This window comes from Collimonas sp. OK242, from assembly GCF_900107095.1.
Lineage (GTDB): Bacteria > Pseudomonadota > Gammaproteobacteria > Burkholderiales > Burkholderiaceae_D > Collimonas.
Map to the genome: position 1 here is coordinate 173,877 of NZ_FNOR01000007.1, position 19,757 is coordinate 193,633.

21 protein-coding genes are annotated in these 19,757 nt (G+C 55.6%); 2 read left to right on the forward strand and 19 right to left on the reverse strand.

The window, feature by feature from the left end:
- Positions 1–28: 28 nt before the first annotated feature.
- Both BLV81_RS09485 and BLV81_RS09490 read left to right on the forward strand, forming a co-directional pair.
- Positions 29–1,573 carry a MocR-like pyridoxine biosynthesis transcription factor PdxR gene (locus tag BLV81_RS09485; protein ID WP_092354772.1) on the forward strand — a complete coding sequence of 515 codons (1,545 nt, stop codon included), beginning with the start codon at positions 29–31 and terminating at the stop codon, positions 1,571–1,573.
- 37 nt (positions 1,574–1,610) lie between these two features.
- Complete coding sequence (locus tag BLV81_RS09490; protein WP_092354775.1) at positions 1,611–2,396, forward strand: transporter substrate-binding domain-containing protein; 786 nt, start codon at positions 1,611–1,613, stop codon at positions 2,394–2,396.
- 17 nt (positions 2,397–2,413) lie between these two features.
- On the opposite strand, the gene BLV81_RS09495 is transcribed toward BLV81_RS09490, so the two are convergent.
- The 19 genes from BLV81_RS09495 to BLV81_RS09585 form a co-directional block, all read right to left on the reverse strand.
- On the reverse strand, positions 2,414–3,226 hold the full coding sequence (locus BLV81_RS09495) for an SGNH/GDSL hydrolase family protein (RefSeq protein ID WP_092354778.1): 813 nt from the start codon (positions 3,224–3,226) through the stop codon (positions 2,414–2,416).
- A gap of 95 nt (positions 3,227–3,321) precedes the next feature.
- Positions 3,322–4,128, reverse strand: a complete 807-nt coding sequence (locus BLV81_RS09500) for a PPK2 family polyphosphate kinase (RefSeq protein WP_092354781.1) — start codon at positions 4,126–4,128, stop codon at positions 3,322–3,324.
- A gap of 58 nt (positions 4,129–4,186) precedes the next feature.
- A complete protein-coding gene (locus BLV81_RS09505; protein WP_092354784.1) occupies positions 4,187–4,627 on the reverse strand; it encodes a CoA-binding protein in 441 nt (146 codons plus the stop codon).
- Between the two features lie 132 nt (positions 4,628–4,759).
- A complete protein-coding gene (locus BLV81_RS09510; protein WP_092354787.1) occupies positions 4,760–5,530 on the reverse strand; it encodes a basic amino acid ABC transporter substrate-binding protein in 771 nt (256 codons plus the stop codon).
- Positions 5,531–5,749: 219 nt separating this feature from the next.
- Positions 5,750–6,175 (reverse strand): F0F1 ATP synthase subunit epsilon, encoded by a 426-nt coding sequence (locus BLV81_RS09515; RefSeq protein WP_092355069.1) that lies wholly within the window; start codon positions 6,173–6,175, stop codon positions 5,750–5,752.
- 134 nt (positions 6,176–6,309) lie between these two features.
- The gene (gene atpD, locus BLV81_RS09520; RefSeq protein WP_092354792.1) at positions 6,310–7,710 is read right to left on the reverse strand and encodes a F0F1 ATP synthase subunit beta; all 1,401 of its coding nucleotides are present in this window, start codon (positions 7,708–7,710) and stop codon (positions 6,310–6,312) included.
- A 141-nt stretch (positions 7,711–7,851) separates the two neighbouring features.
- Positions 7,852–8,724 (reverse strand): F0F1 ATP synthase subunit gamma, encoded by an 873-nt coding sequence (gene atpG / locus BLV81_RS09525; RefSeq protein ID WP_092354795.1) that lies wholly within the window; start codon positions 8,722–8,724, stop codon positions 7,852–7,854.
- A 17-nt stretch (positions 8,725–8,741) separates the two neighbouring features.
- Positions 8,742–10,283, reverse strand: coding sequence for a F0F1 ATP synthase subunit alpha (gene atpA / locus BLV81_RS09530; protein ID WP_092354799.1), 1,542 nt, complete (start codon positions 10,281–10,283; stop codon positions 8,742–8,744).
- Positions 10,284–10,350: 67 nt separating this feature from the next.
- Entirely contained in the window at positions 10,351–10,890 is a 540-nt protein-coding gene (locus BLV81_RS09535) for a F0F1 ATP synthase subunit delta (protein WP_092354802.1), read from the reverse strand.
- Positions 10,891–10,892: 2 nt separating this feature from the next.
- A complete protein-coding gene (locus BLV81_RS09540) occupies positions 10,893–11,363 on the reverse strand; it encodes a F0F1 ATP synthase subunit B (RefSeq protein ID WP_092354805.1) in 471 nt (156 codons plus the stop codon).
- A gap of 67 nt (positions 11,364–11,430) precedes the next feature.
- Positions 11,431–11,676, reverse strand: a complete 246-nt coding sequence (atpE, locus tag BLV81_RS09545; RefSeq protein WP_011872763.1) for a F0F1 ATP synthase subunit C — start codon at positions 11,674–11,676, stop codon at positions 11,431–11,433.
- A 100-nt stretch (positions 11,677–11,776) separates the two neighbouring features.
- Positions 11,777–12,601, reverse strand: coding sequence for a F0F1 ATP synthase subunit A (atpB, locus tag BLV81_RS09550; protein ID WP_092354808.1), 825 nt, complete (start codon positions 12,599–12,601; stop codon positions 11,777–11,779).
- Positions 12,598–12,942, reverse strand: coding sequence for an ATP synthase subunit I (locus BLV81_RS09555; RefSeq protein WP_092354811.1), 345 nt, complete (start codon positions 12,940–12,942; stop codon positions 12,598–12,600). Before BLV81_RS09555 ends, atpB begins: the two co-directional genes overlap by 4 nt.
- Before the next feature lie 309 nt (positions 12,943–13,251).
- Positions 13,252–14,148, reverse strand: coding sequence for a ParB/RepB/Spo0J family partition protein (locus tag BLV81_RS09560; protein WP_092354814.1), 897 nt, complete (start codon positions 14,146–14,148; stop codon positions 13,252–13,254).
- A 161-nt stretch (positions 14,149–14,309) separates the two neighbouring features.
- On the reverse strand, positions 14,310–15,080 hold the full coding sequence (locus tag BLV81_RS09565) for a ParA family protein (protein WP_092354817.1): 771 nt from the start codon (positions 15,078–15,080) through the stop codon (positions 14,310–14,312).
- A gap of 22 nt (positions 15,081–15,102) precedes the next feature.
- Complete coding sequence (leuE, locus tag BLV81_RS09570) at positions 15,103–15,738, reverse strand: leucine efflux protein LeuE (protein WP_092354820.1); 636 nt, start codon at positions 15,736–15,738, stop codon at positions 15,103–15,105.
- Positions 15,739–15,814: 76 nt separating this feature from the next.
- Entirely contained in the window at positions 15,815–16,492 is a 678-nt protein-coding gene (gene rsmG, locus BLV81_RS09575) for a 16S rRNA (guanine(527)-N(7))-methyltransferase RsmG (protein WP_092354823.1), read from the reverse strand.
- Between the two features lie 81 nt (positions 16,493–16,573).
- Positions 16,574–18,499: a tRNA uridine-5-carboxymethylaminomethyl(34) synthesis enzyme MnmG gene (gene mnmG, locus BLV81_RS09580; protein ID WP_092354826.1), complete on the reverse strand. Its 1,926-nt coding sequence runs from the start codon at positions 18,497–18,499 to the stop codon at positions 16,574–16,576.
- 220 nt (positions 18,500–18,719) lie between these two features.
- On the reverse strand, positions 18,720–19,493 hold the full coding sequence (locus tag BLV81_RS09585) for a sulfite exporter TauE/SafE family protein (RefSeq protein WP_092354829.1): 774 nt from the start codon (positions 19,491–19,493) through the stop codon (positions 18,720–18,722).
- Positions 19,494–19,757: the final 264 nt, after the last annotated feature.

The window sequence follows — 19,757 nt, forward strand, 5'->3', positions numbered from 1 at the left end:
CCACTTTCAGTTTTCTAATGGAGCCACTTTGCGCATCGCCTCGCTCACCGATTTTTTGCTGATGCGCATAGAGCGCGGCGCCGACGGCGCTATCGCCCAGGCGCATAACGCAGGAGCCAAAAGTACCAAGGGCGCCAAGGCTGCCGGCACGCCGCTCAACCGGCAGATTTACCAAGCCATCCGCGAGGCCATCTTGTCGCATTTGCTGCCATCCGGCTGGCGATTGCCGTCGTCGCGCGATCTGGCGCGCGAACTGGCGATATCGCGCAATACGGTGACCTATGCCTACGAGCAGCTGATCGCCGAAGGTTATCTGGAAACCCGTGCCGGCTCCGGCACCTTCATCGCCGACACCACGCCCGACCAGATTCCAGAAATGCGCCTGAACGCGCCGCCGCTGACCGATCCCAGCGGCGAGTCGGAACTGTCAGCGCACGGCGCGCAACTGATCCAGCAGGCTGGCGTCAGCGATCTGCAGTGGGGCGCGTTCATGCCTGGCGTGCCGGATGTGACGCTATTTCCGAACAAGATCTGGAGCCGCCTGCAAAACAAACATTGGCGCCGTTCACGTGCGGAGCTGCTGACCTATGGCGACGCCGGCGGCTATCTGCCGCTGCGCGAGGCGATTGCCGAATATTTGCGCATCGCGCGCTCGGTCAACTGCAATGCCAGCCAGGTGATCATCACCACCGGCATCCATCAATCGCTGGATATCGTAGTCAAGCTGCTGGGAGAACATGGCGATAGCGCCTGGGTCGAAGATCCCTGTTACTGGGGCACGCGCAGCGTCCTCAATTCGCTCGGCATCAAGCCGGTGGCGATCCCGGTCGACTCGGAAGGCATGCGCATGCGACTGGCCAACCTGCGCCAGCCGCCGCGTTTTATCTGCGCCACGCCGTCTCATCAGTATCCGCTGGGGATGGTGATGAGCCTGTCGCGGCGGCGCATGTTGCTGGAGTATGCGGCGGCTCGCAAGGTCTGGATCATTGAAGACGATTACGACAGCGAATTCCGTTACGGCAGCCGGCCGCTGGCGTCTTTGCAAGGCATGGATACCGACGACCGCGTGCTGTACATGGGTACCTTCAGCAAGACCATGTTCCCTAGCCTGCGCATCGGTTTCATGGTGGTGCCGGAATCGCTGGCGACGACCTTTGCGATCGGCGTTTCCGAGCTGTATCGCGGCAGCCAGGTATTCATGCAGGCGATCATGGCCGATTTCATGACCGAAGGCCATTTCGCTTCGCATATCCGGCGCATGCGGTTGTTGTACGCCGAGCGCTTGCAGCTACTGCAAGCCGCCATCGGACGGCATTTCGGCGACCGCATCACGCTTACCGGCGGCGAGGCCGGCCTGCATCTGGCGCTAGGCTTGCCGGCGCAATGCGACGATCTGGCGATCAGCCGTGCGGCGCGTGCAGCGGGGATTGTGGCGCGGCCGCTGTCGCGCTATTACATGCATCCCGATACTACGCGCAATGGCTTGCTGCTGGGTTATGCCTGCGTGCCAAATGAGCAGATAGCGCCGGCTTTCGACAAGCTGGCGGCCATCATCAAAGCGCATTGGAAATGAATCCCGTCCCGATCCATACCGAAACCAAGGAGAACTCATGAAGAAATTCGTTTTTGCGCTGATGCTGGTGCTCAGCGCAGCTACCGTCTCGGCATCCGCCGAGGTATCGGCCCAAGTGCCGCCGTCGCGGCTGGACGAAGTCGTCAAATCCGGCAATTTACGTGTTTGCATGACGGGCGATTACAAACCGTTTACTTTTTTCAAGAGCGACAACAGTTTTGAAGGCATCGATGTCGATCTGGCCAAATCGCTGGCCAAGGCGCTGGGCGTCGAGGCGCGCTTTGTCAAAACCAGCTGGACCAACCTGACCGCCGATTTCCTGGAGAAATGCGATATCGCGATGGGCGGGGTGTCGGTGACGCTGGAGCGCCAAAAGAAAGTGTCGTTTTCAGCGCCGCACATGGTGGATGGCAAGGCCGCGATTGCGCGCTGCGCCGATGCCGGCAAATTCCAGTCGCTGGCGGCGATCGACCAGCCGGCTACCCGCGCCATCGTCAATCCGGGCGGCACCAATGAGCGTTTCGCCCGCGCCAACTACAAGCAGGCGCAGCTGATCCTGTATCCGGATAACGTCACCATCTTCGACCAGATCGTGCAGGGAAAAGCCGACGTGATGGTGACCGACGCCAGCGAAACCCTGTGGCAGGCGAAGCTGCATCCGCAGTTATGCTCGATTCGTCCCGAACAACCGCTGCAGTTCTCGGAAAAAGCCTTCATGCTGCCGCGCGGCGATGTACCGTTCAAGGAATTCGTCGATACCTGGATGCATCAGCTGAAGGCGAGCGGCGACTACGACCGGGTGTTCAACCAGTGGCTTAAATAGCATTGCCCTTGCAAAGACTAACCCTGCTTGCTGGCCGACTGCTGCGCGATCTTGCTCTTCCTGATCGATTTCAGATGGGCCGCGACGGCGGTCGCCAGCTGGCGCGCCCATAGCGAGACGCCGCTGGCCGACGGATGATAGCCATCGGAAGCCATCAGGGCATGATCGTTGATGTCGATCAGCATCGGCACGCGTGTCACGCGCAAATGATTGAGATCGGCGGGCAGATTGGCAATCAGCTCCTCCACCGTTTGATCCAGCGCCTTGGCTTTGATGCCGAGTACATAACGCAGGGGTTCAGGCAGTGCCGGGAAAGCGTGGATAGGCGGAATGCCGGAAATCACGATCAGGCGCGGCGACAGATGCGCCTGCAGGTCACGCATCAATTGCACCAGCTCGGCCCGATAGCGGCGGCAGGAGCGGAACGCGGTGGTGTCATTGACGCCGAAAGCGATCAGCACGATATCCACTTTTTGCGATGCTACCTGCGGCAACATGGTCTTGACTGCATCGCTCAGGGTAGCGCCATTTTCCCCGACCGCCTGCCAGGTCACGGTACGCTGCAGGCGCATCGCCAGCGCAGCGGCAAACTGGCCGGTGATCGCTTCGTAATGGGTGGCGACGCCGACCCCGGCCACCGGCGATTCGCCGATAGTCAGCAAGGCCAGCGGCCGCTGCGGCGGTTCTGTGGCGCTGGCAATCTGAGCTTGGCCGATAGTCGGTCCCTTGGCTTCCGGCAGGCGTGGCGTGATGCGGCGAGTACGACGGCCTTGTATGATCAGCCATGGCAAGAGCGGTAATGCAATCAGTTCCGGCAACCAGCGGCGCACTTCGTGTCTCCTCGATTATTGCTATCGTCTTGGATCAAACTGTTTATATGATTTTTCTTAACAACAAACAATTATAGTAGTTACCGACTCTAAATTCACTCTATCTTCAAACCTTTTAATTCCGGTTTGGCCGCCGGCGGTTTCAGTTTCAGATCGATGAGGGTTTCCAGCAAGATACTGGCAATCGCCAGATTGCGATGGGTCTTGGAATTGGCCGGGATGACATACCAGGGCGCGTGATCGGCATCGGTCGCCTGGATCGCCTTGCCAAACAATTCCTGGTACCTATCCCAATTTTTACGCTCTTCCAGATCCTGCAAATCGAATTTCCAGTGCTTGGCCGGGTCGTCGATGCGCTCCTGCAAACGATCGCGCTGCTCGTCTTTCGAAATATGCAGCAGGCACTTGATGATGACGGTGCCGGTTTCCGCCAGCATTCTTTCAAAATCGCGAATCTGGGCGTAGCGGCGCTCGCATTCCGCCTCATCGATCCAGTCATGCACCCGCGTTACCAGTACGTCTTCGTAGTGGCTGCGGTTGAACACCATGATCTCGCCCCACTGCGGCACCATTTGATGCACCCGCCATAAATAGTCGTGGGCGCGCTCGATATCGCTAGGGGCCTTGAAATTGGCGATATGGACGCCTTGCGGGTTGATGACGCTAAACACCTCTTTTACCGTGCCGTCCTTGCCGCTGGTATCGATGCCTTGCAACACTACCAATACTTTGTGACTCCGGCCGGCGAACAACATCTCCTGTTGCGCCGCAATCTGCGTCGCCAGCTCGGTCACCAGTTCCTTGTCCTTGATTTTGTCTCCGCTGGAAAGCGGCTTCTGCGCGGCATCGGCATCCTTGATCTTGGTCTGCTTGCCGGCGCGGAACTGCTTGCATACTTTCATTACTATCTCCGATAACGCGGCTACCCGCGGGCGGCATTGCGCCGGCTATGCTGCCAGCTTATAGAATGCCATGCAGATTGCCCAGCGCATGCTCGATCTTGATGCAGCTATCCATCTCGACCTGGATGCCGTTGGCGCGCGCTTTTGCCGCAGCAGGCTCATTGACGATGCCAAGCTGCATCCAGATGCAGCGTGCATCAATCATGATCGCTTCGCCCACGATAGGTGGAATGTCCTCTGCTTTGCGAAAGCAATCGACGATGTCGATTTTCTGCTTGTCCGCTGCCAGCGCTTTCGCCGCATCGTACAGATTGGCGTAGCAATGCTCTCCGAGGATGTGAGCGCCTACATGCATCGGATTGACCGGGATAATCCGATAACCGCGCTCCTGCATGTAACGGGCCACGCCGTAGCTCGGCCGGTCCGGCTTGGACGACAGGCCGACGATCGCGATGATCGGATTGGCGGGGTTGGGGACGGGAGCGGATAGTTTTGGCATGAGTTCGATGATGGACTTGTCGGCGTAAATGGAATCTTGCTTGAAGCGCTTTGCATGATCTTACCGCGAGAACCTGATTTCCTGCCTGCAAGCTCAGGACAGGCTGCTCAGCCCCGCAACACAACGCGCCAATTACCTGGCGAAGTAGCTGGCGTAAATCCTGTCGTAGCTGCCATTCTCGCGCAAGGCTTTCAGCGCGCTATTGATCTTGGCCATCAAGGCCGTGTCGGCCGGGCGCAAGGCTATGCCGTAATATTCTTTTTCAAACTTGTCGCTTTCGATCAGTTTGAAGCCTTTGTCCTGGTTGAACTTCAGGTGATTCGCCACCGCGCCATTGTCGCCCACGGCTGCATCCACGCCACCGTTGTCGACCTCCTTCAATAACAACGGCAGGCTTTCAAAACGCACCAGGGCGTTGCTGTTTTTACCCAGCATTTTTTGCATGATGGTGTCGGCGCTGGTGCCGGCAGTCACGCCGACCCGATGCGCCTGTTTCAGGTCATCCGGGCTGCTGATGTTCTTGCCGGGCGACACCAGGATAACTTGCCTGGCCTCGAAATACGGATCGGAGAAGATCATGCTTTGCTTGCGCTCATCGGTAATCGTGACGCCGGAGGTAATGATGTCGATATCCGCATTGGCCAGGGTGGAAAAAATACCTTCCCACGGCGTATTCACCCAAACGATCTTGATTCCCGCTTGGTCTGCCACTGCCTGCATGATATCGACATCGAAACCGACAATCTTGCCGCTGGTGTCGACCGAGCCAAACGGCGCAAATGCGGCGTTCATGCCGACCCGGTAGATTTTCGGAGCGGGTGGCGTATTGGCCGGCTTCTCGCAGGCGCACAAGCCGATTGCCAGCAGAGCGATGGCCAGGAAATGCAGCAACCGGATTTTCATATGTCTTCTCCTTGTATAGCCCTTGATGCTCACGGCCTGATACATCTTAGCACGCAGGGTGGGCAGCTCTTTTTGCCCGCGCGTTGCGGTTGAGGTTCTGCGCGGCTGGCTATGTCAGAAACGCGATAACAACTGTTGAAGACAAACCGTCCAGGCAACAAAAAAGCAGCCGAAGCTGCTTTTTCTTGTTGCCATCCGAAATGCAGGCGAATTACAAAATCAACGCCCTTTTTGACGCAACTTCGCAATCGCTGCCAATTGCGCAATAGCTGCCGACAATTCGGCCTGTGCTTTTGCGTAATCGATCATGGATTCCTTATTGCTCAGCGCTTCTTCCGCGCGACGCTTGGCTTCGCTTGCCTTCGCTTCGTCCAGATCGGCGCCGCGGATTGCGGTGTCGGCCAGGACAGTCACGTTATTCGGCTGCACTTCCAGCAGACCACCGGCAACGAATACAAACTCGTCCTGCGCCTGACCTGCCACCTTGATCCGTACAGCACCCGGCTTGATGCGCGTGATCAGCGGGGTATGACGAGGATAAATCCCCAGCTCGCCCGACTCACCCGGCAACGCGACGAATTCGGCTTCACCGGAGAAGATCAGCTCTTCCGCGGAAACAACGTCTACGTGAATAGTGTGTGCCATCTTAAACCCTTTGTTGTCCATTAAATCAACTACCGAGTAGCGCCATCGCCGGCCAGTTGTATGGCAAAGGCAACCGGCAGCTGCGCTGCCAGTCACTCCCCCGCCACGCCCAGCTCAGCTGCAGCGCTTGTCAATTAGCCGATCTTCTTGGCCTTTTCGATTGCTTCTTCGATCGTGCCGACCATGTAGAACGCTTGTTCCGGCAGGTGATCGAGTTCGCCGCTGGCGATCATCTTGAAGCCCTTGATCGTATCCTTCAGCGAAACGTATTTACCTGGCGAACCGGTAAACACTTCAGCAACGTGGAAAGGCTGCGACAGGAAACGCTGCATCTTACGTGCACGCGCCACCAGCAACTTGTCTTCAGGAGCCAGTTCGTCCATACCCAGAATCGCGATAATGTCGCGCAATTCCTTGTAGCGTTGCAAGATACCTTGCACAGCGCGGGCGGTTTCGTAGTGCTCTTGGCCAACCACTTGCGGATCCAGCTGACGCGAAGTCGAATCGAGCGGATCAACCGCAGGGTAGATACCCAGCGAGGCGATATCACGCGACAGCACAACGGTGGAATCCAAGTGAGCAAACGTAGTTGCAGGCGACGGGTCGGTCAAGTCATCCGCAGGAACGTAGACGGCCTGGATCGATGTGATCGAACCGGTTTTTGTCGATGTAATACGTTCTTGCAACTGGCCCATTTCCGAAGCCAGCGTAGGCTGGTAACCTACGGCGGAAGGCATACGGCCCAGCAGCGCCGATACTTCGGTACCGGCCAGTGTGTAACGGTAGATGTTATCGACGAAGAACAGCACGTCTTTACCTTCGTCACGAAAGCCTTCGGCGATCGTCAGGCCGGTCAGCGCAACGCGCAGACGGTTACCTGGCGGTTCATTCATCTGACCGTAGACCATCGCCACTTTGGATTTTTCCGGATGTTCCAGATCAACCACTTTAGCGTCAGCCATTTCGTGATAGAAGTCGTTACCTTCACGAGTACGCTCACCAACACCGGCAAACACGGACAAGCCGCTGTGCGCCTTGGCGATGTTGTTGATCAGTTCCATCATGTTCACGGTCTTGCCCACACCCGCACCACCGAACAGACCAACTTTACCGCCCTTGGCGAACGGGCAAACCAGGTCGATAACCTTGATGCCGGTTTCCAGCAATTCCTGCGATGGCGACAGTTCGTCGTATGCAGGAGCTTTGCGGTGGATCGAAGCAGTGGTTTCGTGGCTTACCGGACCGCATTCGTCGATCGGGTTGCCCAGCACGTCCATGATACGGCCCAGTGTTGCTTTACCGGTCGGCACCATGATAGGCTGGCCTGTGTTCTTGATTGTCATGCCGCGGCGCAAACCGTCGGATGTACCCAGCGCAATGGTACGGACTACGCCGTCGCCCAGCTGTTGTTGTACTTCCAGCGTCAGTTCCGAGCCATCCATCTTCAAGGCATCGTAAATCTTAGGCATCGCGTCACGTGGAAACTCAACGTCCACCACAGCGCCGATACACTGAACGATTTTGCCATCAGCCATTTTCGTTCCTTCAATATATAAAAATTAGACTTCTGTTAAGCGCGGTGCGCGCTAGACAATTCTGTTTTAGTCTGTTGGGGAGAGAGTAATTCATCGCAAGGTTAAGCTTGGCGCCTCTTAAACTCTTTCCCGCAATAGCTTTTAAACCGCAGCTGCACCCGCAACGATCTCAGACAATTCCTTCGTGATCGCAGCTTGACGCGTCTTGTTGTATACCAGTTTCAGTTCGCCAATCACGTTACCCGCGTTGTCGCTAGCCGACTTCATCGCCACCATCCGCGCCGATTGCTCGGACGCCATGTTTTCAGCGACAGCCTGATAAATCAGCGCTTCCACGTAACGCACCAGCAATTCATCGATGACGCTTTGCACATCCGGCTCATAAATGTAGTCCCATTGATGGGCGCCAGTTTTATCAGCCTCAAGACGATCGCTCGACAACGGCAGCAACTGCTGCAGCATCGGCTCTTGCTTCATCGTGTTGATGAACTTGGTGTACACCAGATAAACCGCGTCCAGGCGACCTTCCTGATAAGCGTCGAGCAGTACTTTGACTGGTCCGATCAGCTTGTCCAGATGCGGCGTATCGCCCAGTTGCACGGCATGCGCAACGACCTTGGCGCCGATCCGGTGCAGAAAACCCAGACCCTTGTTGCCGATCGCTACTGCCTGAACCTTGTTGCCTTGTCCTTCCAGCTCACGCAGTTTCGTGGTCAGCAAACGCAAGGAGTTGGTGTTCATGCCGCCGCACAGACCTTTGTCGGTCGTCACAACGATGAAACCAACGTTCTTGGAGTTGTCCTGCGTCACCATGAACGGATGCGTGTACTCTGGATTGGCTTGCGACAAGTTAGAAGCGATATTACGAATCTTGTCACTGTAGGGACGTGCCGCATGCATCCGGTCCTGCGCCTTGCGCATTTTGGATGCAGCGACCATTTCCATCGCCTTGGTGATCTTCTTCGTATTCTCTACGCTCTTGATCTTGCCGCGTATCTCTTTACCTGTAGCCATTCCGTGCTCCAGTTAAATTAAGCCACGAACGATTTTTTGAAATCAGCAACTGCAGCAGACAATGCAGCTTCAGCATCTTTGTCGAGTTGCTTGGTTTCTTCGATCTTTTGCAGCAGAGGCGCGTGGCTGGTTTTCATGAAGTTATGCAGACCGCTTTCGAACGGCAGCACTTGCTTGATCTCGATGCTATCCAGGAAGCCCTTGTTGACCGCGAACAAAGTCACAGCCATCAGCGAGATCGACAACGGCGAGTATTGCGCCTGCTTCAACAGCTCGGTCACGCGTGCGCCGCGGTCCAGCTGCTTGCGGGTCGCTTCGTCGAGGTCGGATGCAAACTGCGCAAACGCAGCCAATTCGCGATACTGCGCCAGGTCGGTACGGATACCGCCGGACAGGTTCTTGATAACCTTGGTCTGAGCAGCGCCACCAACGCGCGACACCGAGATACCAGCGTTGATCGCAGGACGAATACCGGCGTTGAACAACGAAGTTTCCAGGAAGATCTGACCGTCGGTAATCGAAATCACGTTGGTCGGAACGAAAGCGGAAACGTCGCCAGCCTGGGTTTCGATGATCGGCAAAGCAGTCAATGAACCAGTCTTGCCCTTGACTTCACCCTTGGTGAAATCTTCGACATACTTTTCGTTCACGCGTGCTGCGCGTTCCAGCAAACGGCTGTGCAGGTAGAACACGTCGCCGGGATAAGCTTCACGGCCTGGCGGACGGCGCAGCAGCAGCGATACCTGACGGTATGCGACAGCTTGCTTGGACAGATCGTCATACACGATCAGTGCGTCTTGACCGCGGTCACGGAAGAATTCGCCCATTGCGCAGCCGGAGTAGGCCGACACGTATTGCATCGCAGCCGACTCGGAAGCCGATGCAGCAACAACGATGGTGTATTCCATGGCGCCGTGCGCTTCCAGCGAGCGCACGATGTTCTTGATCGACGATGCCTTTTGACCGATAGCGACATAGATACATGTCACGTCCTGGCCCTTTTGATTGATGATCGCATCGATCGCCACGGCAGTCTTACCGGTTTGACGGTCGCCGATGATCAGTTCGCGCTGGCCGCGGCCGATCGGTACCATCGAGTCGATCGACTTGATACCGGTTTGCAGAGGTTGCGAAACGGATTGACGGGCAATAACGCCTGGCGCGATTTTTTCAATCGGCGCTGTCAGCTTGGCGTTGATCGGGCCCTTGCCATCGATAGGCTGGCCCAGTGCGTTCACTACACGGCCGCGCAGTTCCGGACCGATAGGCACTTCCAGGATACGGCCGGTACATTTAACTGTATCGCCTTCGGAAATGTGTTCGAAGTCACCCAGAATAACGGCGCCGACAGAGTCGCGCTCGAGATTCAGCGCGAGGCCGAATGTGTTGCCTGGGAATTCCAGCATCTCGCCTTGCATCACGTCAGACAGACCATGGATACGGCAGATACCGTCGGACACGGAGATAACCGTGCCTTGATTGCGAATTTCAGCAGTATCGCCAAGGCCTTGAATCCGGCTCTTGATCAGTTCGCTGATTTCAGACGCGTTGAGTTGCATATTAACTCCTAAAATTTTTCTCGTTGCTCAGTTACGCAAATACGCAAAGGTCAAAGCCAATCGATAATCACGCAGCCAGGGCAGCATGCAGTTCTTGCAGCTTGGCGCGCACCGATGTGTCGAGCACTTCATCGCCGACTACTACGCGTACGCCGCCGATCAGCGAGTTATCCACAGTTACCGATGGGTTCAGCTTGCGGCCGAACTTCTTTTCCAGCGTGGCGGTCAAATCTTTCACTTGCGCTTCGGTCATTTCAAAAGCGCTGGTGATCTCGACATCCGCAGCGCCTTCTTGTGCGTTCTTCAGCACTTGAAATTGCTCGGCGATTTCCGGCAGTGCGATCAAACGGCCGTTATCAACCAGCGTCGCGACGAAGTTCTTGACTTCGGCGGTGGCTGCTTGCGGCGATTTCAACAGCGCCAGGAACGTATCGGCGATTTGCTGATGCGTAAGGGCAGGATTGTGCGCCAGCGCCTTGACATCGGAATTGGCCGCTACCTGGCCCATCTCGACAACCAGATTCGCCCACGCAGCCAGGTCTTGCGACTTGGCTACACGGAACAATGCTTCTGCATAAGGACGAGCAATCGTTGCAAGTTCAGCCATGATTACAGCTCTGTCTTCAGTTGGTTCAGCAAATCGGCATGTGCCGCAGTATCGACTTCGCGCTTGAGGATCTGTTCGGCGCCTTTGACTGCAAGGGTCGCAACTTCACCGCGCAGAGCTTCGCGTGCCTTAGTCATTTGCTGTTCCGCTTCGGCTTTAGCATTAGCGATGATGCGGGCAGCTTCTTCGGCAGCCGTTTTCTTGGCTTCGTCGACGATCGACTGGCCGCGCTTTTCAGCTTCGCCAATGCGCTTTTGACCTTCGTCGCGCGCGGTTGCCAGTTCTGCCGAAGCACGCTTCTCAGCGGCTGCCAGATCTGCCTTGCCGCGATCAGCGGCTGCCAGGCCGTCCGCGATCTTCTTGGCGCGCTCATCGAGCGCTTTTATCAGCGGCGGCCAGATGAATTTCATCGTGAAGCCGGCGAGGATAAAGAAGACCAGGAACTGCGCAAACAATGTTGCATTTAAGTTCACAGTAATTTCCTTCTCAGAATAACGTGGGCTGAAATGCTTTCAGCCGATTCGGTTACGCTCGATTAAATTACTTAGCGATGAACGGATTTGCGAATGCGAACAACATAGCGATACCAACACCGATCAGGAACGCAGCGTCGATCAGACCGGCCAGCAGGAACATCTTGGTTTGCAGGGTGTTCATCAGTTCTGGTTGACGTGCCGATGCTTCGAGGTACTTACCGCCCATGATGGCGATACCGATACAAGCACCGATAGCGCCCAAACCGATGATCAAACCACAAGCCAAAGCAACAAAAGACAGATCAGTCATGACAATTCCTTCAAAGTTAAGTGAATACAAAAATTAATACAGAAAATTAATACAAAAAACAGATCTAAAACTAAAACTACGAATTCCAAACCGGCGCTCTTTAGTGAGCCTCATGTGCCTGGCCGATGTACACCAGAGTCAGCATCATGAAAATAAACGCTTGCAACAACACGATCAGGATATGGAAGATCGCCCAGATCGAACCGGCAATCACGTGGCCGACGAAACCGAAGGCGGTAGCGGTCGAGCCGAGCAATGCGATCAACAGGAACAACAGTTCGCCGGCATACATGTTGCCGAACAGTCGCATCGCCAGCGATACGGTTTTTGCAGCAAATTCAATCACGTTCAATAACAGGTTGGCCGGAGCGAGCCAGATGCCGAAAGGCGCTGCGACCAGTTCGTGCAGGAAACCGCCGATGCCCTTGATCTTGAAGCTGTAGTACAACATCAATACCAATACGCCCAGAGCAATGCCCATGGTGCCGTTCAGGTCGGCGGTCGGTACTACGCGGTGATGGGAAATGACGCCATCCAGACCGACCCATTTGAAAAGGGTGGAGAACATGTCAACCGGCAGGAAGTCGAGCGAGTTCATCAGGGCAACCCAGATGAATACCGTCAGCGCCAGCGGTGCGATGAAGCTGCGATCGCCGTGGACGATGCCCTTGGCCTGATCGTCGACCATCTCGACCACCATTTCGACGAATGCCTGGAAGCGCCCTGGCACGCCCGCGGTCGCTTTACGCGCGGCGAGATACATCAGCAGGCAGCCGAGCGCGCCGGCAAATACAGACCAGAAAATCGTGTCCATATTGATAATCGAAAAATCGACTATCTTGCTTTGATGCGCAGTTGAAAAATGTCCAAGGTGATGTTGGATATATTCTGAGGGGGTTAGTGCTTCGCTTGGAGCTACAGTCATGATCGATGTCTAAAAAGTAAAATTATGTAACTTTTGAGTACCACAATGAAGCTGACGATAAATGCCGGCCAATTCAAATCGTGATACAACCATACGACCGCGCCAACCAGCGCAATCGTTGTAGCAATTTTGACAAACTCGCCGATGAAAAAAGACATCGGATTGGCGCCGCCTGGTTTGCGCGCGCTGATGTAAAGACGGAGAGCAAACAGTCCATTGGGAACCGCGCAGCACACACCACCTAGAAGCGCGGAACAAAATCCGGATACGCCGGCTAGTAAACCTGCCGCAACTGCCAGCACGACCGTAGTAATAAATTGCATAAGCACGATGCGCAGCATACTGACCCAATATTGTGCGAAAGCTACTCGCCGAACAGAAAGCGGTTGCAACGTGGTTGATGCAGCGCTGCTAATTCCATGCAGCTCATCCTAGTCTACGGCTGTTTTAGAAGCCCGAGGATTATAAAGGCTGGCCGCGGCTTTCGTCAAACTTTTGCTGCCGAATCATAAGCTTATGCAACACCTGGACTTGCTTTAAAAGGTCGGCCTTGCGGACCGCACAATCGCATCGGCAGTCAATTCGATTATGATCCGCGCACCAATATTGTGAGACCACCCTATTTTTCCCGTTTTGCGTTTCCGCATTTTTTACTCTGCGCCTTTGAGGCGAGCAATCAGACCGTCCAGCGTATCCAGATCGGAAAAGTCGATTATCAGCTGACCGCGATTCTTGGCCGCGGTCTTGATTGTTACCTGAGTCGCCAGCAAATCCGACAACTCCTCTTCCAGCCGGGCGATATCGCGCGACTTTTCCCTGGTTTTGGCAGGCCGGCTGGCTGCATCGGCTTCGGTGGTGGTGCGCACCACGAGCTTTTCGGTATCGCGCACCGACATCCGTTTGGCCACTACCTGGTTGGCCAGCGTGATCTGGGTCGCCGCGTCCACCGCCAGCAGCGCCCGTGCATGGCCCATGTCGATATCGCCCGCCATCAGCATGGTTTGCACCGGCTTGGCCAGGTTCAGCAGACGCAACAGATTCGAGACCGCACTGCGCGAACGCCCCACCGATACCGCTGCCTGCTCGTGGGTAAAACTGAAATCGGTGATCAGGCGATGAATACCCTGCGCTTCTTCCAGCGGATTCAGGTCTTCGCGCTGCATGTTTTCGATCAGCGCCATCGCCGCCGTGGTCTGGTCGTCGACATCCTTGACCAGCACCGGCACCTCGATCAGGCCGGCCAGCTGAGCTGCACGGAAACGCCGCTCGCCGGCAATGATTTCATAATGCTGGGAGCCGTTGTGCAGGGCGATCGGCCGCACCAGGATCGGCTGCAGCAGGCCCTGCTCTTTGATCGACGCCGCCAGTTCGGCCAAGGCGCCCTCATCCATGCGCGTACGCGGCTGGTATTTACCAGCCTGCATGACGGTGACCGCCAATACCGATGGCGCGCCGGCAATGGTCGGCACGGCTTCGGTGATATCAGTGGAGCCGCCCAGCAGAGCCTCCAGGCCGCGGCCCAGTCCTTTTGATTTTTTCGTGACCATCTTTTCCTACCGTAGATTACTGATTACATTACAACGAGCTGTGGATAACCTTGTTGATAACCCTGTTTATACCCTGTTCATAGCTCTGTTCATAACCGTATTAATAAGCTGTTAATGAGTTGCGTATAAGCTTGTGGATAAGCTTGTGAGTAAGCTGTGCATTACATTGTCTTGATGCGTTCCACCATCTCGGCGCCAAAGGCGATATATGCCTGCGCGCCCTTGGACGCGGCGTCAAAAGTGACCCCCGGCATGCCATACGAAGGTGCTTCCGCCAGACGCACATTGCGCGGAATGACCGTCTTGAACACTTTGTCGCCAAAGTGCTTTTCCAACTCCTCCGACACCTGCTGCGACAAGGTCATGCGCGGATCGAACATCACGCGCAGCAAACCGATAATCTTCAGGTCGGGATTCAGATTGGCGTGCACCTTCTTGATGGTGTTGACCAGGTCCGACAAGCCTTCCAGCGCATAGTATTCGCACTGCATCGGGATGATTACCCCATTCGCTGCGCACAAGCCGTTCAGGGTCAGCATCGAGAGCGCAGGCGGACAGTCGATCAGGATGAAATCGTAGTCGTCGGCAACGCTGATGAACGCATCTTTCAAACGCTTCTCGCGATTTTCCAGTTCGACCATTTCCACTTCAGCGCCGGCCAGTTCGCGATTTGCCGGCAGCACGTCAAAACGGCCCGTCTCTGAAGTTTTGCGCACCGATTGGATATCCGACATTCCCAGCAGCACTTCATAGATCGAAGCTGTCAGCGTGCCTTTGTTGATCCCCGCACCCATGGTTGCATTGCCCTGTGGATCGAGATCGGCCAGCAGGACGCGTTGATTCAGTTGCGCCAGGCCAGCGGCCAGATTGACGGCGGTGGTGGTTTTGCCGACCCCGCCCTTTTGATTGGCGACACAAAATATTTTTGCCATGTATTGGTATAAAGGTCGTAATTTAGTTAGTCGTTAATTTGATGCCAAAGCCGATCAGGAAAATTCCTGCGGCTTTGGAGGCGAATGCGGCGATACGACGATTGTGTCCCAGGCGTTTGGCAGCAGTGTTACCGAGCAGTACCAGCAGACTACCGTAAAACAGTGTGCAACTGGAGATGATTGCAGCCATGCTCAGGAATGTGAGGCTGCCGCGCTGCGTCACCGGATCGATGAACAGCGGAAAAAACGCCATGTAAAACACGATCGCCTTGGGATTGATCAAGGTCACCAGGAAGCCGCGGGAAAAATTACCGGCGCCGGCAAAGCCGACGGCGGCACTGGCGTCGCCACCCTTCCTGGCAAATAACAACTTGCAGCCGAGGTAGGCCAGATAGGCCGCGCCCAGATACTGCACGCCCTTGAACACCAGAGGATTCGCGGTCAGCAAGGCAGCTACGCCTATCGCCGCCAAAAACATCAGCACCGCATCGCCCGTCATGACGCCGAACAGCGAAGCATAGCCGCCGCGCACGCCGTGCCGGCCGGCGCTGGTCAGGATGCAAAAAGTACCCGCACCCGGCAGCATCAGGAACACCATGGTCGCAACGACCAATTGCCAGACATCTGTAATGCCGAGGGTGTGAAACAAGGCGCTCATGATGAATTTACTCCTGTGATGGATCAGGCTGAGAATGGTCCGGCTATCTTACCGTTGCTTGCTACTGCTGCTTGCTCTACCCTGCACTGCGTTTGATAAAAATCAGGTGGCGCTCCGCATCCATTCCCGGCACCTTCAACGGCCGCACTTCCGTTACCTGCCAACCGGCTGGCAGCCGGGCGATTTCTTCGTCCGGCTGTATGCCTTTGAGCGCAATGAATTGCCCATTATCCGCCAACAAATGCGCCGACCAGTTAATAAAATCCGCCAGCTCGGCAAATGCCCTGGAAGTGATCACATCGAATTTTTGCGCTACCTGCAACTGCTCTACTCTTGCGGTATGAATACTGACGTTGCCAAGACCGAGCTCGGCTTTGACCTGTGTCAGAAATGCCGTTTTCTTGTGCACCGTATCGATCATCGACACCCGCATCGCCGGCTTGGCCTTGCCGGCCCAGATCGCCAGGATCACCCCTGGCAGGCCGCCGCCGGAGCCGACATCCAGCACATGCTCCGCAGCCGCAAAGGCCGGCACCACCGCCAGAGAGTCCAGCAAATGGTGGGTCATCATCTGCGCCGGTTCGCGGATCGAGGTCAGGTTATAGGTCCGATTCCACTTCGCCAACAATGCCAGATAAGCCAGCAATTGCTGCTGCTGTTGCTGATCCAGAACAATTCCCAATGCTTGCGCACCTTGCTGCAGGCTCGCTTCCAGCGCTTGTTGTGCCGCCGGCGCGGTCTGCGTTGAACTCATGGTGCCACTCCTCGATTATCCCGGCAATTACCTTGATGGTAGTTGATCATTAAACAATTATGCAATTAAACAATGCGGTAATCAGGCAGCTTGATCGTCCGCATCCAGACGCTTCATGCCACCCTTTTTCAGGTGTACCAGCAACAGCGACAACGCCGCCGGCGTAACGCCGGAAATCCGCGACGCCTGGCCGAACGTTTCTGGCCGGTGCTGATTCAGCTTTTGGCGCACTTCGATCGACAGGGCTTGCACATCCATGTAATCCAGATCGGCAGGCAGCTTCAGGTGTTCATTGTGTTCATGACGCTCGACTTCCTTCGCCTGGCGGTCGATGTAACCGGCGTATTTAACCTGGATCTCGACTTGCTCCTTGACCGTGTCGTCCTGCACGCCCGGACCGCCCAGATCCTGGCCATCGATGCCCTTGAGCGTCATCAGTTGATCATAAGTAACATTCGGCCGGCGCAGCAAATCCGCCAAGGCATATTCGCGCTCGATGGCCTTGCCGAGCAAACGCTCGGCTTCCGCTTCTGCCACGATACGTGGATTCACCCAGGTTGAACGCAGGCGCTCCATCTCGAGTGCTACTGCTTCGCGTTTTTTCTCGAACTGCGCCCATTGCGCATCGCCGACACAACCAAGCTGGCGGCCAATCTCGGTCAGGCGCAAGTCGGCGTTGTCTTCGCGCAGGCTGAGGCGATACTCGGCGCGGCTGGTGAACATGCGGTAAGGTTCTTGCACGCCTTGGGTAATCAGGTCGTCGACCAGTACCCCAAGGTAAGCTTCGTCGCGCCGCGGAGTCCAGGCATCGCGTTCCTGTGTTTGCAGTGCGGCGTTCAAACCGGCCAGCATGCCCTGGGCAGCGGCCTCTTCATAACCTGTGGTGCCATTGATCTGGCCCGCAAAGTACAAACCTTGGATCAATTTGGTTTCCAGCGAAGCCTTCAAACCGCGTGGATCGAAATAGTCGTATTCGATGGCGTAGCCGGGGCGCAGGATGTGGGCATTCTCCAAACCGCGCATCGAATGCACCAGAGCCAGCTGTACGTCGAATGGCAAGCTTGTCGAAATACCATTTGGATAAAACTCGTTAGTGGTCAATCCTTCCGGCTCCAGGAATATCTGGTGCGAATCCTTGCCAGCAAAGCGGTGGATCTTGTCCTCGATTGATGGACAGTAGCGCGGCCCTACTCCCTCTATCACGCCGGTATACATCGGGCTGCGATCCAGGCCGGCACGAATGATGTCATGCGTTTGCTGGTTGGTATGGGTAATCCAGCATGGCAATTGCGCCGGATGCATCGCGGTATTGCCCATCACGGAAAATACCGGCACCGGATCGAGATCGCCCGGCTGTTCCTGCATCACGGAAAAATCGATGGTGCGGCCGTCGATACGCGGCGGCGTGCCCGTCTTCAGGCGGCCTTGCGGCAACTTCAATTCTTTCAGTCGCGCCGACAGGGAAATCGCCGGTGGGTCACCGGCACGGCCAGCGGAATAGTTGTTGAGACCGACGTGGATCTTCCCATCCAGGAAAGTACCCGCGGTCAACACCACTGCCCTGCTACGGAATTGGATGCCGACATGCGTCACGGCGCCGACCACGCGATCGCCCTCTACCAGCAGATCATCCACGGCTTGCTGGAACAGCCAAAGATTTTCCTGGTTTTCCAGGCGGAAGCGGATTGCTTGCTTATATAAGATGCGGTCGGCTTGCGCGCGGGTTGCGCGTACCGCCGGTCCTTTTGAGGAATTCAGGATACGAAACTGGATACCGGCTTCATCGGTGGCGATTGCCATCGCGCCACCCATGGCGTCGACCTCTTTTACCAGGTGACCCTTGCCTATCCCGCCAATTGAAGGATTGCACGACATCTGGCCCAGGGTCTCGATATTATGGGTCAACAATAAAGTCTTTTGGCCCATGCGAGCGGACGCCAGCGCGGCTTCGGTGCCGGCATGACCGCCGCCGACGACGATTACATCAAAATGTGTAGGAAAAAGCATAGTGCGCCTCTTAGAGACGATGAAAAACAGTGAGCAGAGGCGTGATTATAAAGCATGCAGCCTTCACCTACACTTCTGGTGTGGTGCAGTTCGCCACACAACAACAGATGTTTCACGTGAAACATTGCAATATCGGATTTTTGAAAACGTAAAAACAACAGCGGCGATTGTTTCACGTGAAACAATCGCCGCTGTCATAAGCAACTTCCGTATCTAGTATCTATTTAAGGAAGGCATCGTAACCAGTTTTCAAGATCAATGCCGATACCACCAGCAAAAACAGTTTCCGCACAAAACCGCTGCCATGTTTGAGCGCCAGCCGTGTACCGAGCAACGACCCGCCGACATTACAGATAGCCATTATCAATCCAAGCTGCCAGATGATATGTCCGCTATATCCAAACCATAGCAAGGCAGCCAAATTGGTCGCGACGTTAATAACCTTGGATACTGCTGAAGCGGCCAGGAAATCGAAGCCGAAAAACCGCACAAACAGGAAAATCAGGAAGCTACCAGTACCAGGGCCAAAAACACCGTCATAAAACCCGATGCCACCACCAATCAATACCGCCAGCAATTTCTCTTTCGATCCGGTATGCAAGGGGGCATGGATGCTGCCGAAATCCTTCTTCTTCACCGTATATATGGCGACAGCCAGCAAAATGAAAGGCAGAGATTTACGAATCGCCTCGGTCGGTATATGGGTAACGACATAAGCACCGAGGAAGGAAAGCAGAAATGCCGCTCCCGCAGCGGGCAATGCCGCGCTCCACGCCAGCTTGACCCGCTTGGCAAAATTGATGGCCGCAGCGCTGGTGCCGAATATCCCGGCCAGTTTATTGGTCCCGAAGATGGTGGCCGGCGCGGCATTCGGCAGCATCGCGAACAGGGCTGGAATCTGGATCAAGCCCCCTCCCCCAACCACGGCATCAATCAAACCTGCAACGAAACTGGCAATGGCCAAAATAAGAAAATCGGGAAATAACTCAGGCATGGTGGGTAAACAAAGGATTGAGGGATATTGAAGACATGCAATTTTACGTGCCTGAGCCTGAGTAGACATGGCGAATAGCTATGTTATTTAGTCATAGCTATCCAAGTAATTCGATTGGCTGGATAGGACGGCAAAGTTCAGATAAGCAACAGACGTCAAGCCCACTCGACGTGCCTGCCTATTATTTAAGCACGAAAAAAGAAGAGAAACAAAAAAGCCCGTACCAGCCAAGCTGCGTACGGGCTTCTCAACAAGCGGTCAGGA